Source organism: Streptomyces katrae, assembly GCF_002028425.1.
GTDB classification, from domain to species: domain Bacteria; phylum Actinomycetota; class Actinomycetes; order Streptomycetales; family Streptomycetaceae; genus Streptomyces; species Streptomyces katrae_A.
Map to the genome: position 1 here is coordinate 1688136 of NZ_CP020042.1, position 26634 is coordinate 1714769.

The 26634-nt window shown below is 71.3% G+C and carries 24 protein-coding genes; 5 read left to right on the forward strand and 19 right to left on the reverse strand.

All coding sequences use genetic code 11. The features are described from left to right. Positions 1–169: 169 nt before the first annotated feature. Positions 170–2170, reverse strand: a complete 2001-nt coding sequence (locus B4U46_RS07720; protein WP_079425240.1) for a hypothetical protein — start codon at positions 2168–2170, stop codon at positions 170–172. Positions 2171–2439: 269 nt separating this feature from the next. Between B4U46_RS07720 and B4U46_RS07725 the strand changes: the two genes are divergently transcribed. The 4 genes from B4U46_RS07725 to B4U46_RS07740 all read left to right on the forward strand — a co-directional run bounded on the left by B4U46_RS07725 (position 2440) and on the right by B4U46_RS07740 (position 6993). Beyond that, on the forward strand, positions 2440–3345 hold the full coding sequence (locus tag B4U46_RS07725; protein ID WP_100865051.1) for a 5'-3' exonuclease: 906 nt from the start codon (positions 2440–2442) through the stop codon (positions 3343–3345). Positions 3346–3394: 49 nt separating this feature from the next. Continuing rightward, positions 3395–4240 carry a siderophore-interacting protein gene (locus B4U46_RS07730; protein ID WP_079425244.1) on the forward strand — a complete coding sequence of 282 codons (846 nt, stop codon included), beginning with the start codon at positions 3395–3397 and terminating at the stop codon, positions 4238–4240. A 209-nt stretch (positions 4241–4449) separates the two neighbouring features. Beyond that, entirely contained in the window at positions 4450–6000 is a 1551-nt protein-coding gene (locus B4U46_RS07735) for a serine hydrolase (RefSeq protein ID WP_079425246.1), read from the forward strand. Positions 6001–6018: 18 nt separating this feature from the next. After that, positions 6019–6993 carry a pseudouridine synthase gene (locus B4U46_RS07740; protein WP_079425248.1) on the forward strand — a complete coding sequence of 325 codons (975 nt, stop codon included), beginning with the start codon at positions 6019–6021 and terminating at the stop codon, positions 6991–6993. Here the strand turns inward: B4U46_RS07740 and B4U46_RS07745 are convergent. The 12 genes from B4U46_RS07745 to B4U46_RS07800 all read right to left on the reverse strand — a co-directional run bounded on the left by B4U46_RS07745 (position 6990) and on the right by B4U46_RS07800 (position 19042). Then, positions 6990–7646 (reverse strand): TetR/AcrR family transcriptional regulator, encoded by a 657-nt coding sequence (locus tag B4U46_RS07745; protein ID WP_079425250.1) that lies wholly within the window; start codon positions 7644–7646, stop codon positions 6990–6992. The genes B4U46_RS07740 and B4U46_RS07745 overlap by 4 nt on opposite strands. A 90-nt stretch (positions 7647–7736) precedes the next feature. Further along, positions 7737–10589 carry a DEAD/DEAH box helicase gene (locus B4U46_RS07750; protein WP_079425252.1) on the reverse strand — a complete coding sequence of 951 codons (2853 nt, stop codon included), beginning with the start codon at positions 10587–10589 and terminating at the stop codon, positions 7737–7739. A gap of 118 nt (positions 10590–10707) precedes the next feature. Next, the gene (gene tatC / locus B4U46_RS07755; RefSeq protein WP_079425254.1) at positions 10708–11673 is read right to left on the reverse strand and encodes a twin-arginine translocase subunit TatC; all 966 of its coding nucleotides are present in this window, start codon (positions 11671–11673) and stop codon (positions 10708–10710) included. 58 nt (positions 11674–11731) lie between these two features. Continuing rightward, complete coding sequence (gene tatA / locus B4U46_RS07760) at positions 11732–12022, reverse strand: Sec-independent protein translocase subunit TatA (protein WP_079425256.1); 291 nt, start codon at positions 12020–12022, stop codon at positions 11732–11734. A 205-nt stretch (positions 12023–12227) separates the two neighbouring features. Then, the gene (locus B4U46_RS07765) at positions 12228–12437 is read right to left on the reverse strand and encodes a hypothetical protein (RefSeq protein WP_079425258.1); all 210 of its coding nucleotides are present in this window, start codon (positions 12435–12437) and stop codon (positions 12228–12230) included. Positions 12438–12460: 23 nt separating this feature from the next. Next, positions 12461–12694 (reverse strand): hypothetical protein, encoded by a 234-nt coding sequence (locus B4U46_RS07770; protein WP_079425261.1) that lies wholly within the window; start codon positions 12692–12694, stop codon positions 12461–12463. A 15-nt stretch (positions 12695–12709) separates the two neighbouring features. Continuing rightward, positions 12710–13678 (reverse strand): helix-turn-helix transcriptional regulator, encoded by a 969-nt coding sequence (locus B4U46_RS07775; RefSeq protein WP_079425263.1) that lies wholly within the window; start codon positions 13676–13678, stop codon positions 12710–12712. A 44-nt stretch (positions 13679–13722) separates the two neighbouring features. After that, on the reverse strand, positions 13723–14679 hold the full coding sequence (locus tag B4U46_RS07780; protein ID WP_079425266.1) for a helix-turn-helix transcriptional regulator: 957 nt from the start codon (positions 14677–14679) through the stop codon (positions 13723–13725). A gap of 123 nt (positions 14680–14802) precedes the next feature. After that, positions 14803–15195: an FKBP-type peptidyl-prolyl cis-trans isomerase gene (locus tag B4U46_RS07785; RefSeq protein WP_079425268.1), complete on the reverse strand. Its 393-nt coding sequence runs from the start codon at positions 15193–15195 to the stop codon at positions 14803–14805. Positions 15196–15250: 55 nt separating this feature from the next. After that, positions 15251–16255: an FKBP-type peptidyl-prolyl cis-trans isomerase gene (locus B4U46_RS07790; protein ID WP_079425269.1), complete on the reverse strand. Its 1005-nt coding sequence runs from the start codon at positions 16253–16255 to the stop codon at positions 15251–15253. A gap of 128 nt (positions 16256–16383) precedes the next feature. Further along, positions 16384–17745: a Pup--protein ligase gene (gene pafA / locus B4U46_RS07795; protein WP_079425272.1), complete on the reverse strand. Its 1362-nt coding sequence runs from the start codon at positions 17743–17745 to the stop codon at positions 16384–16386. A 58-nt stretch (positions 17746–17803) separates the two neighbouring features. Next, positions 17804–19042: an MFS transporter gene (locus tag B4U46_RS07800; RefSeq protein WP_237292708.1), complete on the reverse strand. Its 1239-nt coding sequence runs from the start codon at positions 19040–19042 to the stop codon at positions 17804–17806. 138 nt (positions 19043–19180) lie between these two features. Here B4U46_RS07800 and B4U46_RS07805 point away from each other — a divergent pair, with 138 nt between their 5' ends. Further along, a complete protein-coding gene (locus B4U46_RS07805) occupies positions 19181–20182 on the forward strand; it encodes a LacI family DNA-binding transcriptional regulator (protein WP_079425274.1) in 1002 nt (333 codons plus the stop codon). A gap of 63 nt (positions 20183–20245) precedes the next feature. Here the strand turns inward: B4U46_RS07805 and prcA are convergent, their stop codons facing one another. The 6 genes from prcA to arc all read right to left on the reverse strand — a co-directional run bounded on the left by prcA (position 20246) and on the right by arc (position 26412). After that, positions 20246–21010, reverse strand: a complete 765-nt coding sequence (prcA, locus tag B4U46_RS07810) for a proteasome subunit alpha (RefSeq protein ID WP_079425276.1) — start codon at positions 21008–21010, stop codon at positions 20246–20248. 40 nt (positions 21011–21050) lie between these two features. Continuing rightward, on the reverse strand, positions 21051–21890 hold the full coding sequence (gene prcB, locus B4U46_RS07815) for a proteasome subunit beta (RefSeq protein ID WP_079425278.1): 840 nt from the start codon (positions 21888–21890) through the stop codon (positions 21051–21053). Continuing rightward, on the reverse strand, positions 21842–22441 hold the full coding sequence (locus B4U46_RS07820; protein WP_398898313.1) for an endonuclease VII domain-containing protein: 600 nt from the start codon (positions 22439–22441) through the stop codon (positions 21842–21844). The genes prcB and B4U46_RS07820 overlap by 49 nt, the downstream gene beginning before the upstream one ends. 47 nt (positions 22442–22488) lie before the next feature. Beyond that, positions 22489–22701, reverse strand: a complete 213-nt coding sequence (locus B4U46_RS07825; protein WP_045947082.1) for a ubiquitin-like protein Pup — start codon at positions 22699–22701, stop codon at positions 22489–22491. 184 nt (positions 22702–22885) lie between these two features. Next, positions 22886–24397 (reverse strand): depupylase/deamidase Dop, encoded by a 1512-nt coding sequence (dop, locus tag B4U46_RS07830; protein ID WP_079425280.1) that lies wholly within the window; start codon positions 24395–24397, stop codon positions 22886–22888. Between the two features lie 248 nt (positions 24398–24645). Further along, positions 24646–26412 (reverse strand): proteasome ATPase, encoded by a 1767-nt coding sequence (arc, locus tag B4U46_RS07835; RefSeq protein WP_079425282.1) that lies wholly within the window; start codon positions 26410–26412, stop codon positions 24646–24648. Positions 26413–26634 lie beyond the last annotated feature (222 nt).

A 26634-nucleotide genomic window follows, 5' to 3' on the forward strand; every position in this document is an offset into this window, starting at 1 on the left:
CGAGGCTTCCGCGATGTTCCCGTCTTCCTTGCCGTTCATGTCGGGGCTGCCCTCCCCTACCCGTCGTCGCACATCGGTGTGCTGTAAGCACCTTACGCAGCAACCGCCCCCGGAATCGCGCGCAAGGGACCTCCGGGCCGTTCCCCGGCCGATTCCCGTACCCGGGCGGTCACCCTGCGTGGCCGCCTCCCGCCTGCCACAGCACACGGTCGCCGTCGAGGATCACCGCGTCGCCGGCCGGGCGGACCAGGAGCCGGGCGCCGGGGTGGCCGGCGGTGCCGCTGCTCCAGGCGGCCGTGCCGTCGGCGGTGCGCACGGTGAGCTCGCCGTCGCCCGAGAAGACGGCCTCGCTGCCCTCGCCCGCGGTGCCGGCGCTCCACAGGTGCGCGCCGGAGGGGTCGAGCAGGACGAGGTCCCCGTCGGCGGCGAGGGTCAGCCGGGCCTCGCCGGCGTCGAGGACGTCACCCACGCGCAGGACGGTGCCGCGGTGGACCTCCACGGAGACGTCGAGCCTGCCGTCGGCCAGGGCCCGCAGGGTGGGGATCGAGGGGGTGAAGGCGTAGAGGGCGCCCTCGGTGTGGACGAAGCGGCCGAAGCTCAGGGTGGTGGCGCGGCTGCCGGTCCCCGACTCGCTTTCGAAGGCGACCGGGGAGCCGGGGCCGAGGACGGGGTCGGCGCCGGTGCGCGGGTTGCGGCCGGCCGGGAAGTCCGTGGCGTTGACCCACTGTCTGGCCACGAACTCGAACTGCTGGACCAGGTCGGCCTGGTAGCCGATGAACACCAGCCCGCGGGAGGCCCCGTTCGTGCCCCGGCCGGGCTCCTGCTGCGGGTCGTACGCGGGGCCGTAGGGGATGCCGCGCCGGATGATGCGGTGGGTGTCGGTGACGGCGGGGTCCAGCGGGGGACGGCCGGGAAGGGGGACGATGCCGTCGCGCGGGTTGCCCTTGCGGATGTGCGCGAACAGCGGGGTGTGCCAGCCCTGCGGGTCGTCGCGGTAGGAGACGGCGGTCGGGCCGGTGCCGGCGGGGCAGGGCTGTTCGGCGAGCGGGCAGCGCGCGACGGGGGTGCCGCCGGGCCAGCGGCCCACCAGCCGGGCGGCGAGCCAGGTGTCGGTCGCGTCGGCGGGGGCGGCCCCGGCCCGCTTGAGGTCGGCGAGCCGCTCGCGGACCTGGGCCCACCAGCCGGGGACGTCCTGGGCGAGGCGGCGCACCACCTGGAAGGAGCCTCCGGTGGCCCAGGCGGGCAGCCCGGCGGGCCGCTTGCCGGCCTTCTCCTGGCCCACGATGAATTCCCCGGCGGGGACCAGCCGGGCGCCCGGCTTGCCCAGGACGGTGGTTCCGGTCGCCGGGTCGGGGGCGTGGAAGCCGCGCACCCCGGGCTGGCTGATGCCGTCGGTGAACCCGAAGTGCTCGTGACCGCGCAGCGCGCCGGGCAGGGTCCCGGCGTCCTGCCGGAAGACGAGGACCCCCTGGGCGGCCCCGAGGGCCTGCTGGTGGCGGTCCACGGCTTCGGCGAGCTTGCGGGGGTCGTCCGCCGCGAGGTTGAGGATCGCGTGCACGGCGCGGTGCGGTCCCTCGCCGCCGAACACCCAGGAGTCGGGGGAGCTGTCGCCGGTGTCCCCGAGCGCCTCGGCGCGCTGGGCGGGGCCCTGGGCGAAGGCCTCGGCGGTGCTGCCGGGCGGCAGCGCCGGGAAGGGGTCCCGTCCGGCGAGGAAGCGCAGCCCGGCGTGGGTGAGGGACAGGCCGGTCCACTGGGCGGAGAGGGAGGCGGGGTCGGTGCCGCCCGCCTTGACCCGGGCGGCGCTGAAGGCGGCGTTGAACCTCGCCATCTCCTCGGTGGTGGAGATCTCCGGCAGCAGCCGGCGCAGCCAGCGGCGGGCCAGGACCGGGTCGCGGAAGCGCAGCAGCAGGAGGCAGGCCTGGTCCTTGCGGGAGCCGGCCAGGATGTCGCCCTGGGTGCTGCGGTCGGAGCGCAGGGGCAGGTCCGCGGCGCCCTCGGCCGGGGCGGGAGCGGCCTGCGCGGGTGCCGCCGCCGCAGGTGCGGGGGCCGGCGGCGGGGCCGTCGTCGCCGCGGCCGCGGTGCGGGGGCACACGGCCAGCGCGGCGGCGGCCACCGCCCCGGCCCTGATGACGGTCCTGCGGGCGGGTGCGGTGGACTCGGCGGCATCCATCGGGGCTCCTGGGTGGGGGTGGGGCGGGGCCGCGCCGCCCCCGCCCGCGCCGTACCGGTGGCGCGTGCGGGCAGGGCGCACGGAACTCCTCGCGCGGGGACCGGGCGCGGCCGAGCGGCCCGCCGTTGATCAACACCCTCGGGGAGGAAGCGCGGGCGCGCGCGCCGGAGGAACTGTTTGAGTGATCATTCACCCACCAGGGGTGACGGGCTGCGGCCAGGCGGCGTTACGGCATCATCGCCTGCATGACGACGACCACACGACGGCTGATGCTCCTGGACACCGCGTCCCTCTACTTCCGCGCCTACTTCGGCGTCCCGGACTCCGTGAAGGCCCCGGACGGCACCCCGGTGAACGCGGTGCGCGGGCTGCTCGACTTCATCGGCCGGCTGGTGCAGGACCACCGCCCCGACGACCTGGTGGCCTGCATGGACGCCGACTGGCGGCCGCACTGGCGGGTGGAGCTGATCCCCTCGTACAAGGCGCACCGGGTCGCGCAGCTGTCGGAGTCGGGCCCCGACCTGGAGGAGACCCCGGACACCCTCGCCCCGCAGGTCCCGATCATCGAGGCGGCGCTGGACGCCTTCGGCATCGCCCGGGTGGGGGTCGCCGGGTACGAGGCGGACGACGTGATCGGCACCCTGACGGCCCGCGCCACCGGCCCGGTGGACATCGTCACCGGGGACCGGGACCTCTACCAGCTGGTCGACGACGCCCGGGAGCGCCGCGTCCTGTACCCGCTCAAGGGCGTGGGCACCCTCCAGGTCACCGACGAGGCCTGGCTGCGCGAGAAGTACGGGGTGGACGGCCCCGGCTACGCGGACCTGGCACTGCTGCGCGGGGACCCGAGCGACGGCCTGCCCGGCGTCCCCGGCATCGGCGAGAAGACCGCCGCGAAGCTGCTGGACGCGTACGGGTCCCTGGCCGGGATCATCGCGGCCGTCGACGACCCCCGGTCGAAGCTGACCCCCACCCAGCGCAAGCGCCTGGACGAATCCCGCCCCTATCTGGCGGTGGCCCCCAAGGTCGTCAAGGTGGCCGCGGACGTCCCGCTGCCCGCCTTCGACCCGGCCCTCCCGCAGACCCCCGCCCGACCCGAGATGGTCGACGCACTCGCCCACCGGTGGGGTCTGGGAGGAGCAATGTCACGCCTGAGCAGCGCGCTGCGCCCATGAGGTGCTAACTTAGGTAATCCTAAGCTTCGTAAGTACCAGGGGAGAGACCGTGGCAGAAGGACGCGCCCGTACCGTCGGCACCGCAGTGGTCGTACGCACCGAACGGCTGACACCGCACATGGTGCGCCTCGTGCTGGGCGGCGACGGACTGGCCGGATTCGGCGCGGGCGCGTACACCGACCACTACGTCAAGCTCCTCTTCGCGCCGGAGGGCGTGCGCTACGCCGAGCCCTGGGACCTGGACGAGATCCGTGCCACGCACCACCGCGAGGCCTGGCCCCGCCAGCGCGCGTACACGGTCCGCGCCTGGGACCCGGCCCGGCTGGAGCTGACCCTCGACTTCGTCGTCCACGGCGACGAGGGCCTGGCCGGCCCGTGGGCGGCCCGCGTCCAGCCCGGCGAGCTCGTCCACTTCCTCGGCCCCGGCGGCTGCTACGCCCCGGACCCGGCCGCCGGCTGGCACCTCCTCGTGGGTGACGAGAGCGCACTGCCGGCGATCGCCGCCTCGATGGAGCGGATGCCGCGGGGGGCGCGGGTGCACGCCTTCGTGGAGATCGAGGGCCCCCAGGACGAGCAGGACATCGCCACCCCGGACGGCGTCACCCCGGTCTGGCTCCACCGCGGCGACCGCCCGGTGGGCGCGGCCCTGCTGGAGGCCGTCACCGGCCTGGACTTCCCCTCGACGGACGTCCACGCCTTCGTCCACGGCGAGGCGGGCTTCGTGAAGGAACTCCGCCGCCACCTCCGCCTGGAGCGGGGCATCGCGCGCGAGCGGCTGTCCATCTCGGGCTACTGGCGCCACGGCGAGACGGACGAGGGCTGGCGGGCGATCAAGCGGGACTGGAACGCCACGGTGGAAGCCGAACAGGACCTCCCGGCCCGCGCCGCCGCCTGACCCCTGGCCGCGCGCCGCTACGCAATTCCCCTCCCCGCCGCCGGCGGGCTATGGATGGCCCGCGCGGCGATGGAGCACCGGGCGCGGAGCGGCCGGAACGGGGTCCGGGGCTTGCCCCGGGAAACGGCGAAAGGGCGGGGCGGGGAGACGGCTCCGCGCAGCGGCCACCACAGCGCGCGCCGAACCCACCCGAACGACACAATGGCGACATGCGTACGCACCGCGCCGCCGCAGTGGCCGGGACGGCGATCCTGCTGGCCTCCGGCACGGCCGGGACGGCCGCGGCGGAGCCGACCCCGCCCCCGCCCCCCAAGCCCCGCATCAGCGACGCCGCCGTCGCCACGGCGGTGAGCCGTCTCGACGCCACCGTCGAGGACGTGATGCGCCGCACCAAAATCCCCGGCGTGGCAGTGGCCGTGGTCCACCGCGACAAGGTGCTCTACCTCAAGGGCTTCGGCCTCCGCCGCACCGGCGAGAGCGCGAAGGTGGACCCGGACACCGTCTTCCAGCTGGCCTCCGTCTCGAAGCCGGTCTCCTCCACCGTCGTCGCCGGCGCCCTCCGCGACCCCGCCGCCTGGGACAAGCCCCTCGGCTCCTCCCTGCCCGGCTTCGCGCTGGCGGACCCCTGGGTGACCTCCCACGTCACCCCCGCCGACCTGTTCTCCCACCGCACCGGCCTGCCCGACCACGCCGGCGACCTCCTGGAGGACCTCGGCTACGACCAGTCGTACATCCTCGGCCACCTCCGCGAGGAACCCCTCACCCCCTTCCGGTCGAGCTACGCCTACACCAACTTCGGCCTCACCGCCGCCGCCGAGGCCGTCGCCCGCGACCACGGCACCACCTGGCAGAAGCTCAGCGCGGACACCCTGTTCAAGCCCGCCGGGATGACGCACACCAGCACCGAGTTCTCCGCCTTCGCGAACGCCGCCGACCGCGCCTACGGCCACGTGAAGAACCCCGACGGCACCTGGAGCCCGCGCTTCGTCCGCGACGCCGACGCCCAGGCCCCGGCCGGCGGGGCCAGTTCCACCGCCCGGGACATGGCCCGCTGGCTGCGGCTCCAGCTCGGCGACGGCGTCCTCGACGGCAAGCGGATCATCCCCGCCGACAGCCTGGGCCGCACCCGCCTGCCCGAAATCGTCTCGCAGGCCCAGACCTTCCGCGGGGTCCCGCAGTTCTACGGACTCGGCTGGAACGTCAGCTACGACGACGCCGGCCGGCTGCGCCTGGGCCACTCGGGGGGCTTCGAGCTCGGCGCCAACACCAACGTCACCCTGCTCCCGCTCGAACAGCTCGGCATCGTCGTCCTCACCAACGCCGCCCCCGTCGGCCAGGCCGACGCGATCGCCCTGGACTTCTTCGACACCGCCGAGCACGGCAAGCCCACCGCCGACTGGCTGGCCCTCACCGGCGCGCTGTACGCACAGGAACTCAACGAGGGCCACCGCTCCACCACCGACTACGCGCACCCGCCCGCCGGCGCCCGGCCCGCCCGCGAGGCCGGCGCCTACACCGGCACCTACGACAACCCCTTCTACGGCCCGCTCACCGTCACCGCCGACGCCAAGGGCGCACTCACCCTCTCCCTCGGCCCCAAGCCCCAGCGCTTCCCCCTCACCCACTACGACGGCGACACGTTCAGCTTCGTGACCACCGGCGAGAACGCCATCGGCCGCACCGGGGTGACCTTCTCCGACGGCAAGGTCCGCATCGAGTACCTGGACGCCGAGCACCTGGGCACCTTCACCCGGAAGTAGCCGCCTACCCTGGTCCCGGTGAGCCGCAGATCCCACATCCCTCCCGCGCCCCTCCCCCAGCAGGACGGCATCGACCCGGTCCGCATGCGCCTTCCCCCCGACCCCGGGGGCCGCTGGCCCCGCCTGGGCGACTACCTGACCGAGCGCTACGCCGGCACGCGCGGCGCCGAGTCCATGGCGCGGCTGCTCGCCCAGGGCCGGGTCCTCGGCGAGGGCGGGCGGGTGCTGCGGCCGCAGGACCCGTACGAGCCCGGCGGCTGGCTCTGGTTCCACCGCGACATGCCGGCCGAGCCGCCCGTCCCCTTCCCGATCCGCGTCGTCCACCGCGACCAGCACCTCCTGGTGGTGGACAAGCCGCACTTCCTGGCGACCACCCCGCGCGGCAGCCACGTCACCCAGACCGCGCTGGCCCGGCTGCGCCGGGAGCTCGGCCTGCCCGCGCTCAGCCCGGCGCACCGCCTGGACCGGATGACGGCCGGACTGGTGATGTTCAGCATCCGCCCCGAGGACCGGGGCGCCTACCAGCTCCTGTTCCAGCAGCGGCGGGTCCGCAAGGAGTACGAGGCCATCGCCCCCCACGACCCGGACGTCACCCTGCCCCGGACCGTGCGCAGCCACATCGAGAAGGTCCGCGGGCAGATGGCGGCGGTCGAGGTCGCGGACGCCGAACCCAACGCCGAGAGCCTGGTCGAACTCGTCGGGACCCGGGGCGCCCTGGGCCGCTACCGCCTCACCCCGCACACCGGGCGCACCCACCAGCTGCGGGTGCACATGAACAGCCTCGGCCTGCCCATCCTGGGCGACCCGGTCTACCCGGTGGTCGCCGAACCCGCCGACCCGGCGGACTACCGGCGTCCGCTCCAGCTGCTGGCCCGGACCCTGGCCTTCACCGACCCGGTCACGGGCCTCGCCCACCACCTGGAGACGGGCCTGACCCTCCAGGCCTGGGACGACCCCGAGGGCTGGGAAGCGGGAGCGCCCCACACTGCCTAGAAGGCCGGGGCCACGCCCGCGATCCGCAGCGCCGCGTCCGCGGCGGCCTCCGCGAACGCCGCCACCGGGCGGGCCGGGTCGCGGCGGCGGACCAGCATGACCCCCTCGACGAGGCCGAAGACCAGGTCGCCCCGCAGGGCCAGTGCGGCCCTGTCCGCGGCCAGTTCGCCGCCCAGCGGAGTGGCGTCCAGCAACGCCCGGTAGTTGTCGCGCAGTTCCTCGCGCATCCGGCGGAACGGCCCCAGCCGCGGCCGGTCCAGCTCGGGCAGCAGGTAGAGGGCGCCCAGGTTGTACGGCCCGCCGCACAGCAGCAGGACGTCCGAGCGGCACAGCTCCCACAGCCGGCGCGCGGCCGGCCGGCCGGTGTCGGCCAGCAGGCGGCGGGAGAGCGCGAGCGAGGGGGCGACCGTGGACTCCAGGAGTTCGGCGAGCAGTTCCTCCTTGCCGCCGAAGTAGTGGTACATCGTGGCCTGGCGCATGCCGGCCCGCTCGGCCACCGCCCGCGTGGTGGTGGCCGCGTACCCCCGTACGGTGAACAGCTCGGCCGCCGCGCACAGCAGTTCCTCGCGCGGCGGCCGGCCGCTCGGCGGTCTCAGCTGGTCGGCACGCGGCCGGCCGACCCGTCTCGGCCCTTCGTCACTTCCCCCGCTCATGCTCCGATCGTCGCACAGGAGACGGCGAAGGGATCATGGCCAGAGATGAGATCCGGCCGTCCACGGGCTCGGAGGAAACCCCAAAGGGGGCTACCCCACCGAGCTGTAGGCCACGACACCCCGCAGCAGGGCGTCAACGGCCTTGCGGGCGTTCTTCGCCACCGTGCTCCCGCCGGCCGAGGACGGCGGGGCGGTGGAGGCCGGTGCCGCCGCCGCGATCTGCCCGAGGACGTCGATGACCTGCTTGCACCAGCGCACGAAGTCGCCGGCCGGCATCTCCGCCTCGCGCAGGACCTCGTCCAGGCTCTTGTCGGAGGCCCACTGGTAGGCCGCCCACGCGAAACCGAGGTCCGGCTCGCGCTGGCCCACACCCTCCGCCTGGTTGATGCGGTGCTCCTCCTCCAGGGCGTCGAGCCGGCCCCAGATGCGGACCATCTCGCCGAGCGCCGCCTTCGCCGGGCCGTTCGGCACCTTCGGCGGGGCCGCGTCGTCGGACTGGCGGGCCTCGAAGACCAGCGCCGAGACGCAGGCGGCCAGCTCTGCCGGGCTCAGCCCCTCCCAGACGCCCTCGCGCAGGCACTCCGAGGCCAGCAGGTCCAGCTCCCCGTAGAGGCGGGCCAGCCGCTTGCCGTGCACGGTGACCTCGTCCTCGCGCAGGTAGTCCAGCTCGGTGAGCAGCGCGTGGATCCGGTCGAAGGTGCGGGCGATGGTGTTCGTCCGGCCCTCGATGCGCCGCTCCAGCTGCTGCGTGTCCCGCTTGAGCCGGTGGTAGCGCTCCGCCCAGCGGGCGTGGTCCTCGCGCTCGTCGCAGCCGTGGCAGGGGTGCGCCCGCAGTTCGGCGCGCAGCCGGGCGATCTCGCGGTCGTCGGCCGCCGCGGCCCGGCCGGGCCGGTGCCGCTCCGGCCGCACGTTCCCGGCCTTGTTGCGCAGGGCGGTCGCCAGGTCCCGGCGGGACTGCGGGGAGCGCGGGTTGAAGGTCTTCGGGATCCGCATCCGGTCGATGGCCTCGACCGGCACCGGGAAGTCGATCGCGGCGAGCCGCTTGACCTGCCGTTCGGCGGTGAGCACCAGCGGGCGCGGGCCCTCGGCGTACTCGTAGCCGCGGTGCCCGTTGCTGCGCCCGGCGGGCACGCCCGGGTCGAGGACCAGGGCGAGGCCGGCGAACTTGCCCGTGGGGACGTGGATGATGTCGCCGGGCTTGAGCTTTTCCAGGGAACTCGCCGCCTGGGCGCGGCGCTGGGCCGCCCCCTGCTTGGCCAGTTCGGTCTCGCGGTCCTTGAGGTCGCGGCGCAGCCGCGCGTACTCCTCGAAGTCGCCGAGGTGGCAGGTCATGCCCTCGCGGTAGCCCTCCAGCCCCTCCTCGTTGCGCTGGACCTGGCGGGAGATCCCGACGACCGAGCGGTCGGCCTGGAACTGCGCGAAGGAGGTTTCCAGGAGTTCGCGCGAGCGGTGCCGCCCGAACTGCTGGACCAGGTTGACGGCCATGTTGTACGAGGGCTTGAAGCTGGAACGCAGCGGATAGGTGCGGGTGCCGGCGAGGCCTGCGAGCTGCACCGGGTCCATGCCGCGCTGCCACAGCACCACGGCGTGGCCCTCGACGTCGATGCCGCGGCGGCCGGCCCGGCCGGTGAGCTGGGTGTACTCGCCGGGGGTGATGTCGGCGTGCTGTTCGCCGTTCCACTTGACGAGCTTCTCCAGGATGACCGTGCGCGCGGGCATGTTGATGCCCAGGGCGAGGGTCTCCGTGGCGAAGACGGCCTTGACGAGACCGCGGACGAACAGCTCCTCCACGACCTCCTTGAAGGTGGGGAGCATGCCCGCATGGTGGGCGGCGATGCCGCGCTCCAGGCCTTCGAGCCACTCGTAGTAGCCGAGGACGTGAAGGTCCTCGGCGGGGATGGAGGCGGTGCGCTCCTCGACGATCTCGCGGACCTTCAGGCGCGCGCTGTCGTCGTTGAGCCGCAGGCCCGCGTAGAGGCACTGCTGGACGGCGGCCTCGCAGCCGGCCCGGCTGAAGATGAAGTTGATGGCCGGGAGCAGCTCGTCGTTGTCCAGGCGGGCGATGACCTCGGGGCGGCCGGGGGTCCAGATGCGGCTGCGGGAGCGGCGTTCGCGCTCGCGGTCGGCCTCGCGGACCATCTTGCCGCGCCGCCGGTCCTTGGGGCTGTAGCTGCGGGTGTTCTCCTCGCGGGCCATGCGCAGCAGGTCGGGGTTGACCTCGCGGCGGGCCGAGCCGCGGCCTCCGTGGTCGGACTCCTCCTCGAAGAGGTCGTAGATCCGCCGGCCGGCCATGACGTGCTGCCACAGCGGTACGGGCCGCTCCTCGGAGACGATCACCTCGGTGTCGCCGCGGACGGTGTCGAGCCAGTCGCCGAACTCCTCGGCGTTGGAGACGGTCGCGGAGAGCGAGACCAGCGTCACCGACTCGGGGAGGTGGATGATCACCTCTTCCCAGACGGCGCCGCGGAAGCGGTCGGAGAGGTAGTGCACCTCGTCCATCACGACGTAGCCGAGGCCGCCGAGCGCCTGGGAGCCCGCGTACAGCATGTTGCGGAGCACCTCGGTGGTCATCACGACCACGGGCGCGTCGCCGTTGACACTGTTGTCACCGGTCAGCAGGCCGACCTTGTCGGCGCCGTAGCGCTTGACGAGGTCGGCGAACTTCTGGTTCGACAGGGCCTTGATGGGCGTCGTGTAGAAGCACTTGCGGCCCTGCTGGAGGGCGAGGTGCACGGCGAACTCGCCCACGATGGTCTTGCCCGAGCCCGTCGGGGCGGCCACGAGGACGCCCTTGCCGGCCTCCAGTGCCTTGCAGGCCTCGACCTGGTACGGGTCCAGGTCGAATTCGTACATCTCGCGGAAGGGGGCCAGGGCGGAGGCCTCTTCGGCGGCGCGGATCCGGGCAGCGGCGTACCGCTCGGCGGGTGAGAGTTCTTCGGTCATCTTGCTGTCGAGCCTACCCGCCGCCTCTGACAACAGTCTCGATCATTTATGTGATCGGACCGAGGGCCCCCGGCCCCTCCCGGCGGCAGCCGGGGGGGAGCCGGGGGGAACCCGAATCTCAGGTGGCGTCGTCGTAACCGTTGATCTGGCGGCGTCCGCCGTCGGCCTGCTCGGGCAGCACGGAGGGGGCCGGGGCCGCGTCCGCCCCGCCGATGGACGAGGGGGTCAGGTCCAGCTCGGAGGCCTCGTCGTCGTCGAGGCCGGCATCCGGGTCGGCACGCCGGCGGCGGCGGTCGTTGAGGAGGCAGATCCCGAGGGCGAGGAAGTACAGGGCCACGATCGGGGAGGCCAGGGTCAGCATGGTGACCGGGTCGCCGGTGGGCGTGGCGAAGGCCGCGAAGATCGTGATGCCGAGGACCATGCCCCGCCACCAGCTGCCCAGCCGCTTGGCGCTGAGGATCCCGGTGAAGTTCAGAAGCACCAGGATCAGCGGCAGCTCGAAGGCGAGACCGAAGACCACGACCATGCGCGTCACCAGGTCGAGGTAGTCGTCGACCGGGAGCAGGTTCTTGACGTGGTCGGGGGTGAAGCCGAGCAGGATCTCCGCGGTCTGCGGGAGGATCTTGTACGCCAGGACCGCACCGGCCAGGAACAGCGGGGCGCCGACGGCCACGAAGCTCAGCGTGTACCGCTTCTCGTTCTTGTGCAGGCCGGGGGCGGCGAACGCCCACAGCTGGTACAGCCACACCGGCGCGGACAGCACCATGCCCGCCGAGAGGCCGACCTTCAGCGCGATGGAGAACGGGCCGGTCAGACCGTTGGCCGTCATCTCGGCGCAGGGGGCGCCGTTGCGCTGGTGGGTGGCTCCGCCCACACAGCCGACGGAGGAGAGCATCGGCTCCAGCAGGAAGTCGATGATCGGCCGGAAGAAGTAGGCGCAGACGACCGTGACCACGGCGATCGCCAGGACCGACTTCAGCAGGCGGTTTCTCAGCTCACGCAGGTGCTCGACGAGCGGCATCCGCCCTTCGGCGTCCTTCGGAAGCCGATCTCGTTTCCCCTGCTTGCGGGCAGACTTGAGCAACCCACGTCCCTTGTCTCGTTGCAAATGACCGGCGTGCTGGGGGAGGACCCCCCGGGTGTCAGCCCTGGGCGGTGCGGCCCGGCTCGCCGACCGGACGGGAGCTGGTGACGTCACCGGGGGCGGCCTGGATGGTCCGCGGGGCGACGGGCTGCTGGGCGTCGGCGGCCGGGGCGGCGGCGGGGGCGTCGTCCACCTCGCCGTCCTTCTTCATGGCCTTGGCCTCGCTCTTGAGGATCCGGGCCGACTTGCCGAGCGAGCGGGCCATCTCGGGGAGCTTCTTGGCGCCGAACAGCAGCACGATCACAGCGATGATCAGAAGGATCTCGAGGGGCTTCAGATTGCCGATCATGTGTGTCTTCCTTACTCACCGAAACGGCTGGTTTGTGGTGGCCTCGCGATACCGGACAGACGTCCGGCACCTCTCTGACATGGATCGTAACCCCCTGGGGTTAACGCCCGGCAATCCCCAGGGGTGTCCGCGGTGCCCTGCGGCTTAGACGGTACGGGTCCGGCCGCGCGGTTTCCATAACGCGGACGCACCGAGCGCCACACCCCTACAGCCGCACCGCGCCCTCGCGGCGGGCCGCTCCGGCCAGGTCGGCCGCGGCCCGCTCCAGGTCCCCGGAGGCCTCCGTGATCCGGCGGCTGGCCGAGGCCACCTGTACCGACAGCCGCCGCACCTCCAGGAAGACCCGGACGGCCAGCACGGACAGGACGGCGACCCCGAGGAAGCCCAGGGCAATCGCAAGCATCGGCCACAGCATGGGACGAGCCTAGCGCCCCGCCCTCACAGGCTGCGCAGGGTGCTCACTCCCCCGCCGGTCAGCAGCTCCACGATGCGCTCACCGGCGGGTTTGCGGACCTGGGCGGAGCACTCGGGGCAGGTGAAGGAGTAGAACGTGGTCCGCCGGCTGCCGCCGATCGCCAGCCGCAGGGCGTCCGCCGCGAGCTCGAGGCGCGCCCGGCACTCGGGACAGGCGGCCTTGAAGGTGACCGGTTGCGCACCGGAAGACGGCGACATCTGTCCGCGCCCCCTCTAGACCTGTTCCCCGTACCCCGCGAGTGCTTCTGTGGCGGCCCTGCGGGCGCTCTGTGCCAGCTCGGGCGGCGAGACGATGCGCCCGTCACGGCCCAGGCGCAGCGCGAGCCGGCGCAGGGAGGCCGGGTCGGGGCTGCGCAGCACGATCCGCAGCCCCCCGTCGGGCAGCTCGTCGGCGCTGTCGTGCGGGTAGTACTCGGCGACCCAGCGGCCGCCGGGGCCGACCTCGACGACCACCTCCGGGTCCTCGGCGGCCGGCTGGACCAGGCCCTCGGACAGGTCCCGGGGCTCGATGGCCGGCGGCTCGGCGCGCTCGTCGAGGAGGCGGATCTCGGCGACCCGGTCCAGGCGGAAGGTGCGCCGGGCCTCCGAGAGGTGGCACCAGCCCTCCAGGTAGGTGTGCCCCACCGCGAAGAGCCGGATCGGGTCGACGGTGCGCTCGGTCAGCTCGTCGCGGGCGGGCGAGTAGTAGCGCAGCCACAGCCGGCGCCGCTCGGAGATGGCCCGGTCGACGTCGGCGAAGACCCCTCCCTCGGACTCGAAGGTCACCGACAGCCGGGAGCTGGCCCCGGCGGCCTCGCCGGCGGCCGCCTCCAGCTTGGCGGTGGCCCGCAGCAGCGCGTCCCGGTCGCTCTCGCGCAGCCCCGGCAGGGTCGCCACCGCCCGGGCGGCGACCAGCAGGGAGGTGGCCTCGTCGGCCGCCAGGCGCAGCGGCTCGGCGGTGGACTCCCCCGAGGCGTCGGCGTTGTGCCACCAGATGCGGTCGCCGTCGGTGTCGATGTCGAGCAGGTCCCCGCCGCGGAAGCTGGTTCCGCACATGGGCAGTACGTCGAGGTCCGAGATCAGCTCGTCCTCGGTGATCCCGAAGGCGCGGGCGACGTCCGCGACGTGCGCCCCGGGGCGCTCGCGCAGATAGGTCACCAGGGACAGCATCCGGCGGGTCTGGTCGATGGCGTTCGCGGCCATGCTGCTACGTCTCCCCCTCAGGGCGTTGCTAGTGAAGTTCCTGGTCAGCCCTGGGCGACGGCGCGCAGCCGGTCGACCACGTCGGCCCGCAGGTCCGCGGGTTCCACCACCACGACATCGGGGCCGAACTCCACGAGCCAGGCGTCCAGCCCGTGCCCGTAGGGGATCTCCAGCTCGTCCCAGCCGTCGGTGCCCTCGCGGACCTCGGTGGCCTTGGCCCGCAGCGGGTAGCCGGACCCGGCGCGCAGCCGGATCAGCGCCGACCGCTGGGCGCCCTCCCCGGCCCAGGCCGCCACGGTCTCCCGCACGGTCACCACGTCGGGGACCTCGGCGGTGTACTTGCCGGCCCGGGAACGGACCTTGCCGGTGATCCGGGAGAGCCGGAACACCCGCTCCGCTCCGCGGTCGCGGTCGTAGCCGGCCAGGTACCAGTGGCCGCGCCAGCACTCCAGGGCCCACGGCTCGACCTGGCGCGGCTCGGGCCGGGCGGCGTTGGACTTGCGGTAGTCGAAGACCACCGGACGGCGGTCCCGGCAGGCCAGCATCAGCGGCTCGAAGGCCGCCTCGTGGACGGGGATGCGCGGCTCGATCGCGCTGTGCTGCCCCTCGTACGGGTCGCCGGCCTCCGGCATGCCGCCCGCCCGCAGCTTCTGCAGGGCGCCGCTGGCCGCACCGGCCAGACGGGCCTGCTGCCAGACCTTGGCGGCCAGACCCAGGGCCGCGGCCTCCTCGGCGTCCAGGGAGACGGGCGGCAGCCGGTTGCTGTCGCGGCGGGCCAGGTAGCCCGTCTCGCCCTCCAGGTTCTCCACCGTCTCGATCACCAGACCGAGTTCGCGCAGGTCGTCCTTGTCCCGCTCGAACATGCGGTTGAAGGAGTCGTCGTTGCCCGCCTCCAGGTAGGCCTCGATCGAACCGCGCAGCTCACGCTTGCTGAGGGGACGTCGGGTCCCCAGCAGACACAGCGCCAGGTTCATCAGCCGCTCGGCCTTGGCAATCGCCATCGACGCCCTTCCCCCACTTCCTCGACACACTCGTGACCGTTGACCGTACCGCCAAGGCGGTCCCCGGCAAAAGCGAGGGCCCCCGCCTCACGGCGGGGGCCCTGCGCGGTGACTGCCCGTGGATCAGGCGGCCATCAGGTCACAGACGAAGATCAGCGTCTCGCCCGGCTTGATGGCACCGCCGGCGCCGCGGTCGCCGTAGGCGAGGTGGGCCGGGATGACCAGCTTGCGGCGGCCGCCGACCTTCATGCCCTGGACGCCCTGGTCCCAGCCGGCGATGACCTGGCCGACACCGAGCTTGAACTGCAGCGCGGAGCCGCGGTTCCAGGAGGCGTCGAACTCCTCGCCGGTGGAGTAGGCCACGCCCACGTAGTGGACCGAGACCACGGAACCGGCCTTGGCCTCCGCTCCGTCACCCTCCCAGATGTCCTCGATGACCAGGTCGGCCGGGACCGGGAAATCCGGGAAGTCGATCTCGGGCTTCTCGAGCTTGTCGCTCACGGAACTACTCCTCATGCGTACGGATGCGGGCCCCTGACCGCGGGGGCGGAAAAGGGCAACCCCACCAGTCTTACACTGCGCCGACGATGTCCACGACGAAGACGAGCGTGGAGTTGGCCGGCAGGTCCTCACCCTGGGCCTGGTCCTTGTACGCCTGCTCCGGCGGGATCACCAGCAGCACGCGGCTGCCGACCTTCTTGCCCACCAGGCCCTTGTCCCAGCCCTCGATGACCTTGCCCTGGCCGATCTTCGTCGAGAACGGCTGCCCGGTCTTCCAGGAGTTGTCGAACAGCTTCGCCGCGTCCTTGCCCTGGTTCGGGGCCCACGCCGCACCGCTGTACTGCATGAAGACGGTCTGACCGGACTTGACCTCCGGGCCCTTGCCCTCGATCAGGACCTTGTCGACCAGCTCCTTCGGCGGGTCGTTCTTCGGGATCGTGATCGTCGCTTCCTTCTCCTCGTCGGCCTTGACCTGCGGCAGGTCCGACGGGATCGGCGCCTGGGTACCCTCGGCCTTCTTCGGCACGACCTGGTCCACGTCGATCACGAAGACCAGGTTGTCCTTCGCCCCCACACCCAGCTTCGGCTGACCCTGGTCACCGAAGGCCGCGGCCGGCGGGGCCACCACCAGGAGCCGGCTGCCGACCTTCTTGCCGAGCACGGACTCGCTGAAGACCGGGAGGAAGTCCGCCGAACCGGCCGGGAACGCCACCGGCTCGCCGTCCTGGTCGTAGGAGCTCGGCAGCTCCTTGCCGCTCTTCCAGATCTTGCCGGTGAACTTGGTGATCACGAAGTCGTTCTTCTTGACCTCCGCACCGGTGCCCTCCTTGAGGACGTTCACCACGAACTTGCCGCTCGGCTCGCCCTTGGGGACCGTGATATCGGCCTTCTTCCCCACCTCACCGGCCACCGTCGGCATCGGGTCCGCCGAGGCCACCTGCTTGGGCACCTCGGCGGGCTTGGAGGCGCCGGCCGACGGAGAGGAATCCTTCTTCTTGGAGTCGTCGCCCCCTCCACAGGCTGCGGTGAGCATCAGAGCCGGCACGATGAGCGCGGCAGCAAGTCGGCGTCGCACAGTGGTCCTCAGGGTCGCTGGAATGGTCCGTCGTAGCGGCCCACTCTACGGGCTGGCCCCTGCGCCACAAGGCTCTGGCATGCGAAGACCCCGCACGCAGACGCGCACGGGGCCCCCGGCCGCACCGGTCACATCCCGGCGATCAGCTTCTCCACCCGGTCGTCCACCGACCGGAACGGGTCCTTGCACAGCACCGTGCGCTGCGCCTGGTCATTGAGCTTGAGGTGCACCCAGTCCACGGTGAAGTCCCGCCGCTGCTCCTGGGCCCGGCGGATGAAGTCCCCGCGCAGCCTCGCCCGGGTGGTCTGCGGGGGCACCGACTTGCCCTCGAAGATCTTCAGGTCGTTGCAGACCCGCTCGGCCTGCCCCTTGCGCTCCAGCAGGTAGTACAGCCCCCGCCGGCGGTGGATGTCGTGGTACGCGAGGTCTATCTGGGCCACCCGCGGATTGGACATGGTCATGTTGTGCTTGGCCCGGTAGCGCTCGATCAGCTGGTACTTCATGACCCAGTCGATCTCCCGGCCGATCCGGTCCAGGTCCTCGGCCTCGATCGCGTCCAGCGTGCGGCCCCACAGCTCCAGCACCCGCTCCACGACCCCGGTACGGATCCCCCGCCGCTCGGCGAAGTCCAGGGCCTTGTCGTAGTACTCGCGCTGGATCTCCAGGGCGGAGGCCTCCCGGCCGCTGGCCAGGCGCACCTTGCGCTGGCCCGTGATGTCGTGGCTGACCTCCCGGATCGCCCGGATCGGGTTCTCCAGGGTCAGGTCCCGCATCACCGTGCCCGCCTCGATCATGCGCAGCACCAGGTCGGTGGCGCCGACCTTCAGCAGCATGGTCGTCTCGGACATGTTGGAGTCCCCGACGATCACATGCAGGCGGCGGTAGCGCTCAGCGTCCGCGTGCGGCTCGTCACGGGTGTTGATGATCGGCCGGGAACGGGTGGTGGCGGAGCTGACACCCTCCCAGATGTGCTCGGCCCGCTGGCTGACGCAGTAGACCGCGCCCCGCGGGGTCTGCAGCACCTTGCCCGCACCACAGATCAGCTGGCGCGTGACGAGGAAGGGAATCAGGATGTCCGCCAGACGGGAGAATTCACCGTGCCGGGCCACGAGGTAGTTCTCGTGGCAACCGTACGAATTGCCCGCCGAGTCGGTGTTGTTCTTGAACAGGTAGACGTCGCCCGCGATTCCCTCCTCGTGCAGGCGGCGTTCGGCGTCGACCAGCAGACCTTCGAGAATGCGCTCGCCCGCTTTGTCGTGGGTGACCAGTTCGGTCAGGCTGTCGCATTCGGGTGTTGCATATTCCGGATGCGATCCCACGTCGAGGTACAGGCGGGCGCCGTTCCGCAGGAACACATTGCTGCTGCGGCCCCATGACACGACACGGCGGAAGAGGTAGCGCGCCACTTCGTCAGGAGACAGTCGGCGCTGTCCCCTGAACGTGCACGTGACGCCATACTCGTTCTCCAGCCCGAAAATGCGGCGGTCCATGACTGAACATTACGCCTTCTGCCCTCTTCTGAAACCGGGTTCGAGAGCGGCGTTCCCATCAGTTTCTGATCAACTGCTCCGAAGCCGCCCCCGCAGAGCCCGCCACGGCCCGGCTGCGGCCACCCGACGCGAGGATCCGCTGAGTGGCCGTCAGCACCAGCAGCGCCGCCACACCCGCGCCACCCGCCACCGCGAAACCGGCCGCCGTCCCGCCCAGTTCCACCGCCGGACCCGCCGCCGCCGTACCGATGGCCGCACCCACCCCGAAGAAGGTCACCAGCCACGAGAAGGCCTCGGTCACCGTGCCCGCCGGCGCATGCCGGTCCACCACGATGAACGCACAGGCCAGAGAAGGCGCCAGGAACACACCCGAGAGCGCGGCCAGCGCCGTCATCGCCACCGGCCCGACACTCAGCATCAGCGGCAGGTAGCCCACCGCCAGCAGGCCCACCAGCAGCCGCAGCCGCCGCTCCGGAGCCCCCGCCCACTGCCGGGCGCCATAACACACACCGCCCACCAGCGCGCCCAGCCCGAGCGCCGCCATCAGCCAGCCGTACACCGCCTGACCACCATGCCCGTCGGAGTACGCCACCGCCGCCACCGCGATCGAACCCAGCGCCATGCCCACGAAGAAGAACGCGCCCAGCAGCGCCAGCAGCCCGTGCGAACGCAGCGCACCCAGCCAGTGCGCCTCACGCGGCGCCGAACGCCAGGTACGGGAAGGCTCCGAGAGCACCACCATCAGCACACCCACCAGCCCCACGGCGTTGAGCACCAGCAGCGCGGCGGCCGGCGACCACAGCGCGACGCACAGCGTCACCAGCAGCGGGCCGATCGTGTACATGATCTCCTGGGCCACCGCGTCCATCGCGTACGCGGCGTGCACCCGCTCCTCACGACCCCCCAGCACCGACGGCCACAGGGCCCGCAGCCCGCCCTCCAGGGGCGGCGTGAACAGACCCGAGACCAGCACCGCCGCATAGGCCGCCGCCATCGAACCCGTCCCCGCCCCGGCCAGCCACACCATGCCCAGCGCCGACACCAGCGCCGCCGGCAGCTGCACCCGCGGCTGCCCGTACACGTCCACCGCCCGGCCCAGCAGCGGCTGACCCACCGCGTTCGCCAGCCCGTACGCCGCCGCCAGCGCACCCGCCAGGCTGTAGCTGCCGCCCTCGGACCGGATGAAGAGGACGATCGCGATGGCGGCGGTGGCGTTCGGCAGCCGGCCCAGCAGCGTGCCCGCCAGGAGCCTCGCCGCGTACCGGGTCCTGAGCAGCTCCGCGTAACCCGCGGCCATGGATGCCCCCTTCTGCCCGGGATTCTTCCCCCGGGGTAATACGTATAACTCGACCCGTCATACGTACCATGGCCGCAGACCCGGGGTCCACCCCGCGGACCAGCCCCACCCGCCCCACCTGGCACTTCAGGAGCCCCTGTGACGAGACCCACCAGCCGCGACGTCGCCACCGCCGCCGGAGTCTCCCAGGCCACCGTCTCCCTCGTCCTCGGCGACAAATGGCGCGGCCGCGTCTCCGAACGCACCGCCGCCCACGTCCGCGAAACCGCCACCACCCTCGGCTACCGCCCCAACCTCGCCGCCCGCAACCTCCGCCTCGGCAGCACCCGCACCGCCCTCCTCGTCGTCCCCGCCCTCACCAACGAATTCTTCGCCCGCGTCTACACCGGCGCCGCCCGCGTCGCCGCCACCCACGGCTTCGGCGTCGTCCTCTACCCCTCCCCCGACGGCACCGGCCCCGCCCGCGACCCCTTCGCCTCCGCCCGCGCCGCCATCGACGGAGTCATCGCCTCCTCCATGGCCGCCGCAGCCCTCGACGCCATCGGCGGCGACGACCTCCCCCTCGTCATGCTCGACAGCGACCCCACCGCCGGCCGCGCCGCCGCCCACGTCAACCTCGCCATGACCGACGGCGTCCGCCAAGCCGCCCAACACCTCCTCCACCACGGCCACCGCCGCTTCCTCCACCTCGCCGCCGACGTCGACACCTGGACCTTCCACATCCGCGCCCGCGCCCTCGCCACCCTCCTCGGCCCCACCACCGAACTGCGCACCGTACGCGCCGGCCTCAGCGTCGACGCCGCCCGCACCGCCATGGAAACCGCCCTCGCCGACCCCGCACACCGGCCCACCGCGATCCTCTGCGACGACGACGTCCTCGCCGCCGGCGCCTGCAAGGCCGCCCGCCGCCTCGGCCTGCGCGTCCCCGAAGACCTCTCCGTCACCGGCATCGACGACCTCGGCCTCGCCACCGCCGTCGAACCCGAACTCACCACCGTCCGGCTCCCCGCCGAACAGGTCGGCGAACACGGCATGAACGCCCTCCTCGCCGTCCTCGACGGCCGCCCCTGGACCGCCCCCGACATCCCCGTCGAACTCGTCGTCCGCGACTCCACCGGCCCCGCCCCGGCCACCCCCTGACACACGAAAGCCCCGGCCCACCCCCACAAGGGGCGGACCGGGGCCTCCCACGGCCTGCCGGAACTACTCGGCCTCATCCTCCGGCGCCTCGTCGTTCGACACGGCATCCACCTGCGCCGCCGCCGGAACCTCCGCCTCCAGCAACCGCGCCAGCTGCCGGCCCCGGATCCGCTTGAACTTGCGCTGCTGCGACCGCGTACGGTCCAGCACCGCAACCTCCAGCCGCTCCGCCGGAATGGCCTTGTCCGCCCCGTTCGCCTGGCTGGACAGCGCCTGCACCGCCAGCTTCAGCGCCTCGGACAAGGTCATCCCGTCCTGATGCCGCTGGTCCAGATAACTGCTGATCTGCTCCGCGTTCCCACCGACCGCGACCGAGCCGTGCTCGTCCACGATCGACCCGTCGTGCGGCAGCCGGTAGATCTGGTCCCCGGCAGCCGTCGCACCGACCTCCGCCACCACCAGCTCCACCTCGTACGGCTTCTCGCCGGCCGAGGAGAAGATGGTGCCCAGCGTCTGCGCATAGACGTTCGCCAGACCGCGCGCCGTCACGTCGTCACGGTCGTAGGTGTACCCGCGCAGATCGGCGTAGCGGACGCCGCCGATGCGCAGGTTCTCGTACTCGTTGTACTTGCCGGCGGCCGCGAAGCCGATCCGGTCGTAGATCTCGCTGAACTTGTGCAGCGCACGGGACGGGTTCTCGCCGACGAAGACGATGCCGTCGGCGTACTGCAGCACGACGAGGCTGCGGCCGCGGGCGATGCCCTTCCGGGCGTATTCCGCCCGGTCGGCCATGGCCTGCTGGGGTGACACATAGAACGGAGTCGACACCGGTGGTCCGTCCCTTTCTTCTGGGCGACGAGAGGACTGGTCAGAGCAGGGCGGCGCGCGGGCCGTCGGGCTGCTCGAGCCGGCGGTCCGTCACCTTGCGGGCGAGCGCCTGCGACTCGTCCTCGTCCAGCCTGCGGAAACCCTCGTCGGTGATGACGGTGACGATGGGGTAGATGTGGCGGTACAGGTCCGGACCGCCGGTCGCCGAGTCGTCGTCGGCGGCGTCGTACAGCGCCTGCACGACCAGCGTGGTGGCCTGCTCCTCCGTCAGATCGGGACGGTAGAGCTTCTTCATGGAGCCCCGGGCGAAGATGGAACCCGAGCCGGTGGCGGCGTAACCGTGCTCCTCGGAGCGGCCGCCGGTCACGTCGTAGGAGAAGATCCGGCCCTTCTCCTTGGCCTCGTCGTACCCCGCGAACAGCGGCACGACCGCCAGCCCCTGCATGGCCATGCCCAGATTGCTCCGGATCATGGTCGAGAGCCGGTTCGCCTTGCCCTCGAGCGACAGCGTCGCCCCTTCGACCTTCTCGAAGTGCTCCAGCTCCAGCTGGAACAGCTTGACCATCTCCACGGCGAGGCCGGCCGTACCGGCGATGCCCACCGCGGAGTACTCGTCCGCCGGGAACACCTTCTCGATGTCCCGCTGCGCGATCATGTTCCCCATGGTCGCCCGCCGGTCACCGGCGAGGACGACCCCGCCGGGGAAGGTGGCGGCGACGATGGTCGTCCCGTGCGGGGCCTCGACGACCCCCTCGGGAAGCTTCCGGTTCCCCGGCAGCATCTCGGGCGCGTGCGCGCCCAGGAAGTCCATGAAGGACGACGACCCCGGCGTCAGGAAGGCTGCCGGTAGACGCCCTGTGCCACGAGTGTTGGGTTCCACAGGTTTCCTTCCACATAAGCGGCTGCACGCCTTATGACGTCCGGCCGATCCTTGAACTGCCCCAGGGCTGCGTTGCAGCTGAAGCACAGTACGCCTCGGACCTTACCCGTCTGATGATCGTGATCAACGTGCTCCGCGGGAGCCTCCCGGCAAAGGAGGCACACCCCGCCTTGCGCCGCGATCATGTCATCACGCTCCGCTTCGGTGATGCCGTACTGGCGCTTGAAGTACGAGGCCCGGTTCCGTTGAGCTCGGCACTCCCGGCAGTAGCTGGCCCAGCCATCCGAACTGGTCTTGTTGCGCTCCCAGTCCGAGTGCGGCTTGATTTCCCCGCACTGGGGACATCTCTTGTGGCCGGACGGCACGGGTATCTTCACCCGCACCGTCCGCCCCTTCGCTTCCTGGCGCTGCTTGTAGTGCTCGGCTTGGCACTCTCGGCAATACGCCTGAAGACCGTCCCGCATCGAACGGTTGCTCGCGAAAGCCTCGCGTGGCTGAACGCGTTTACAACGCGAGCAGCGCTTCAGACCCTCGGGGGCCACTTCGGCCACCACTCCCCCCAACCTTCAATCTGAAGGTCAAATGGCCTCAGCTACCCCTACTCGCCACCCTTTTGGACGAACGACCTCACGAAATCCTCGGCGTTCTCCTCCAAGACATCATCGATCTCATCCAGGACCGAGTCGACGTCGTCGGAGAGCTTTTCCTGTCGTTCCTTGAGGTCGGACTGCGCTTCCGCGGCCTGCTCCTCGACCTCTTCGGTCGAGCGAGTGGCCTTCTGCTGTCCGCCGCCGGTGTCCTTGGTCGCCATGTCTACCTCACCCCGCTCGGTTCGCGCGCTCACACGGAGAGACCCCGGGATTCGGGACCTCTCAAGATCAGACCCTACGTCGGACCCTACAAGGAGGGTCCGACATTCGTCCCCGTACTTTCACAACGTCCGGTCATTCTCATGATTCCCGGATGGCGGCCCTTTCAGGCCCCTTCAGGCCCGCTCACTGCCCCGAAAGCACCCGCACCAGGTCCTCCGCCGTGCGGCAGCGGTCCAGGAGCTCCTTGACGTGCTTGCGGGTCCCCCTCAGGGGCTCCAGGGTCGGGACCCGCTGGAGGGAGTCGCGGCCCGGGAGGTCGAAGATCACCGAGTCCCAGGAGGCCGCCGCCACGTCGTCCGCGTACTGCTCCAGGCAGCGCCCGCGGAAGTACGCCCGGGTGTCCTCCGGGGGCTTGCTCTCGGCCCGCTCGACGGCCGGCTCCTCCAGGAGCCGCTTCATCTTCCCTCGGGCCGCCAGACGGTTGTACAGCCCCTTCTCGGGCCGCACGTCCGAGTACTGGAGGTCCACCAGGTGCAGCCGCGCCGCGTCCCAGCCGAGTCCGTCGCGCCTGCGGTAGCCCTCCAGGATCTCCCGCTTGGCGATCCAGTCCAGCTCTCCGGCCAGGCTCATCGGATCGGTCTCCAGCCGGCCCAGTACGTCCTCCCAGCGGCTCAGGACGTCCTTGGTCTGCTCGTCGGCGTCCGTGCCGAACCGCTCGTCCACGTACTTCCTGGCCAGCTCGAAGTACTCCATCTGAAGCTGTACGGCGGTCAGCGTGCGCCCGCTGCGGAGCGTGATCAGGTGCTGGAGGTCCGGGTCGTGGGAGACCTGGTGCAGGGTGCGCACCGGCTGGTCCACGGCGAGGTCGACGCTGATGAACCCGTCCTCGATCATGGACAGGACCAGCGCGGTCGTGCCCAGCTTGAGGTAGGTGGAGATCTCGGAGAGGTTCGCGTCCCCGATGATCACGTGCAGCCGGCGGTACTTCTCCGCGTCGGAGTGGGGTTCGTCGCGGGTGTTGATGATGGGGCGCTTGAGGGTGGTCTCCAGTCCGACCTCGACCTCGAAGTAGTCCGCGCGCTGGCTGATCTGGAAGCCGTGCTCGCGCCCGTCCTGGCCGATGCCGACGCGGCCGGCGCCGGTGACGACCTGGCGGGAGACGAAGAAGGGCGTCAGGTGGCGCACGATGTCCGAGAAGGGGGTCTCCCGCTTCATCAGGTAGTTCTCGTGCGTGCCGTAGGAGGCGCCCTTGTTGTCGGTGTTGTTCTTGTAGAGGTGGATCGGCTGGGCGCCGGGGAGCTGGGCGGCCCGCTCGGCGGCCTCGGCCATGATCCGTTCGCCGGCCTTGTCCCAGAGCACGGCGTCGAGGGGGTTGGTGATCTCGGGCGAGCTGTATTCGGGGTGCGCGTGGTCGACGTAGAGCCGTGCGCCGTTGGTGAGGATGACGTTGGCGAGGCCGATGTCCTCGTCGGTGAGCTGGCTGCTGTCGGCGGCCTCGCGGGCGAGGTCGAAGCCTCGGGCGTCCCGCAGCGGATTCTCCTCCTCGAAGTCCCAGCGGGCGCGTCGCGCCCGGTGCATCGCCGCCGCGTAGGCGTTGACGATCTGGGACGAGGTGAGCATGGCATTGGCGTTCGGGTGCCCGGGGACGGAGATTCCGTACTCCGTCTCGATCCCCATTACTCGCCGTACGGTCATGCGGCCCTCCTTGCCCGGCGGCGCTCCCGTTCGGGGGCGGCGCTCAAGTACCGCTGGTGCTCCGGTGCGTCATGTGCGGTGCCCGTCCCGCACTGCGCGACCGGCGGTACGGAAGAGCCTAGAACCACTCCGCGCTGGTGGGGAGATCATTTCAGTCATTGACTTCGCCTTGTCACGGCCGGAAAAGGCGGGCGGTAAAGCAGGCGGCTGCGGGTGCCGTGTGAGGCACCCGCAGCCGCCTCGCACCGTCAGAGGTACTGACCGGTATTCGCCACCGTGTCGATGGAGCGTCCGGTGTCCGCGCCCTGCTTTCCGGTGACGAGGGTGCGGATGAATACGATCCGCTCGCCCTTCTTTCCGGAGATGCGGGCCCAGTCGTCCGGGTTGGTGGTGTTGGGCAGGTCCTCGTTCTCCTTGAACTCGTCCACGCAGGCCTGGAGGAGGTGGGAGACGCGGAGGCCCTTCTGGTTGTGTTCGAGGAAGGCCTTGATGGCCATCTTCTTGGCCCGGTCGACGATGTTCTGGATCATCGCTCCGGAGTTGAAGTCCTTGAAGTAGAGGACTTCCTTGTCGCCATTGGCGTACGTGACCTCGAGGAAGCGGTTTTCCTCGGTTTCTGCGTACATCTGTTCGACGACGGTCTGGATCATGCTGTGGACGGCCACCTCGGGCGAGCCGGAGTGCTCGTTGAGGTCGTCCGTGTGCAGCGGCAGCGAGGCCTTGAGGTACTTCGCGAAGATGTCCTTCGCGGCCTCGGCGTCCGGGCGCTCGATCTTGATCTTCACGTCGAGGCGGCCGGGCCGCAGGATCGCCGGGTCGATCATGTCCTCGCGGTTGGAGGCGCCGATGACGATGACGTTCTCCAGGCCCTCCACGCCGTCGATCTCGGCGAGCAGCTGCGGGACGATGGTGTTCTCCACGTCCGAGCTGACACCGGATCCGCGGGTGCGGAAGAGGGATTCCATCTCGTCGAAGAAGACGATGACGGGGGTGCCCTCGCTGGCCTTCTCACGCGCGCGCTGGAAGACGAGGCGGATGTGCCGCTCGGTCTCGCCGACGTACTTGTTGAGGAGCTCGGGGCCCTTGATGTTCAGGAAGTACGACTTGCCGGCGGCCTGCCCGGTCACCTCGGCGACCTTCTTGGCAAGGGAGTTGGCGACGGCCTTGGCGATGAGCGTCTTGCCGCAGCCGGGCGGGCCGTAGAGCAGGATGCCCTTCGGGGGCCGCAGTTCGTGCTCCTTGAAGAGGTCGGGGTAGAGGTAGGGGAGCTCGACCGCGTCGCGGATCAGCTCGATCTGGTCGCCCAGGCCGCCGATCTTGTCGTAGTCGATGTCCGGGACCTCTTCGAGGACGAGGTCCTCGACCTCGCTCTTGGGGACCACCTCGTAGACGTAGCCGGAGCGGGGTTCGAGCAGCAGGGCGTCGCCGGGGCGGATGGTGATGTCCAGGAGCGGCTCGGCGAGCCTCACCACCCTCTCCTCGTCGGTGTGCCCGACCACCAGGGCGCGCTCGCCGTCCTCGAGGATCTCCTTGAGGGTGACGATGTCCCCGGCGCGCTCGAACTCCATGGCCTCGACCACGTTGAGCGCTTCGTTGAGCATGACCTCCTGGCCGCGCCGGAGGTCTTCCGGGTCGACGCTGGGGCTGACGTTCACGCGGAGCTTGCGGCCGCCGGTGAAGATGTCGACGGTGCCGTCCTCGTTGGCCTGAAGGAAGACGCCGAAGCCGGCCGGCGGCTGTGCGAGCCGGTCGACTTCCTCCTTGAGGGCCACGATCTGGTCGCGGGCCTCACGGAGGGTGTTCGCCAGTCGTTCGTTCTGCGCGGATACGCCTGCCAGATTCGTCTGGAGCTCGACGATCCGCTCTTCGAGAATCCTCGTGTGACGCGGAGAGTCGGCGAGCTTGCGGCGCAGGACGGCGATTTCCTGCTCGAGATAGGCAACCTGGCCAGCGGGGTCCTCAGACCCTCGCCCGGGCCGGATGCCGCGGTTGATGTCGTCGTCGTGGGCTGCCACGGTCCTCACCTCCTCCAAGGGGAGCTGGACGCTTCCTGACCCTACCTGGGCTGGTGGTGATTGAAACCCCTAGATCACAAAGACGGTAGGGGTGTGTCCGATCTTCACCCTTGCGTACTCCCTCACGCCAGGGAAATACCCACCCTTCAACATCGGAAAGCAGCCGGTTGTAAGGTCGAAGTGTTCAACACCCGTCCGGGCCCGCGCGACTTGCCGAGAGCC

What these genes read in the sequence shown, in the direction of transcription:
- dop (WP_079425280.1), bottom strand. Translation starts at nt 24,397, where the DNA reads ATGACCGTACGGCGAGTAATGGGGATCGAGACGGAGTACGGAATCTCC.
- B4U46_RS07775 (WP_079425263.1), bottom strand. Translation starts at nt 13,678, where the DNA reads ATGGCCGCGAACGCCATCGACCAGACCCGCCGGATGCTGTCCCTGGTG.
- B4U46_RS07825 (WP_045947082.1), bottom strand. Translation starts at nt 22,701, where the DNA reads ATGGCGACCAAGGACACCGGCGGCGGACAGCAGAAGGCCACTCGCTCG.
- B4U46_RS07765 (WP_079425258.1), bottom strand. Translation starts at nt 12,437, where the DNA reads ATGCTGTGGCCGATGCTTGCGATTGCCCTGGGCTTCCTCGGGGTCGCC.
- B4U46_RS07735 (WP_079425246.1), top strand. Translation starts at nt 4,450, where the DNA reads ATGCGTACGCACCGCGCCGCCGCAGTGGCCGGGACGGCGATCCTGCTG.
- B4U46_RS07770 (WP_079425261.1), bottom strand. Translation starts at nt 12,694, where the DNA reads ATGTCGCCGTCTTCCGGTGCGCAACCGGTCACCTTCAAGGCCGCCTGT.
- B4U46_RS07720 (WP_079425240.1), bottom strand. Translation starts at nt 2,170, where the DNA reads ATGGATGCCGCCGAGTCCACCGCACCCGCCCGCAGGACCGTCATCAGG.
- B4U46_RS07745 (WP_079425250.1), bottom strand. Translation starts at nt 7,646, where the DNA reads ATGAGCGGGGGAAGTGACGAAGGGCCGAGACGGGTCGGCCGGCCGCGT.
- B4U46_RS07750 (WP_079425252.1), bottom strand. Translation starts at nt 10,589, where the DNA reads ATGACCGAAGAACTCTCACCCGCCGAGCGGTACGCCGCTGCCCGGATC.
- B4U46_RS07800 (WP_237292708.1), bottom strand. Translation starts at nt 19,042, where the DNA reads ATGGCCGCGGGTTACGCGGAGCTGCTCAGGACCCGGTACGCGGCGAGG.
- B4U46_RS07785 (WP_079425268.1), bottom strand. Translation starts at nt 15,195, where the DNA reads ATGAGGAGTAGTTCCGTGAGCGACAAGCTCGAGAAGCCCGAGATCGAC.
- B4U46_RS07725 (WP_100865051.1), top strand. Translation starts at nt 2,440, where the DNA reads ATGCTCCTGGACACCGCGTCCCTCTACTTCCGCGCCTACTTCGGCGTC.
- B4U46_RS07780 (WP_079425266.1), bottom strand. Translation starts at nt 14,679, where the DNA reads ATGGCGATTGCCAAGGCCGAGCGGCTGATGAACCTGGCGCTGTGTCTG.
- tatA (WP_079425256.1), bottom strand. Translation starts at nt 12,022, where the DNA reads ATGATCGGCAATCTGAAGCCCCTCGAGATCCTTCTGATCATCGCTGTG.
- pafA (WP_079425272.1), bottom strand. Translation starts at nt 17,745, where the DNA reads ATGGACCGCCGCATTTTCGGGCTGGAGAACGAGTATGGCGTCACGTGC.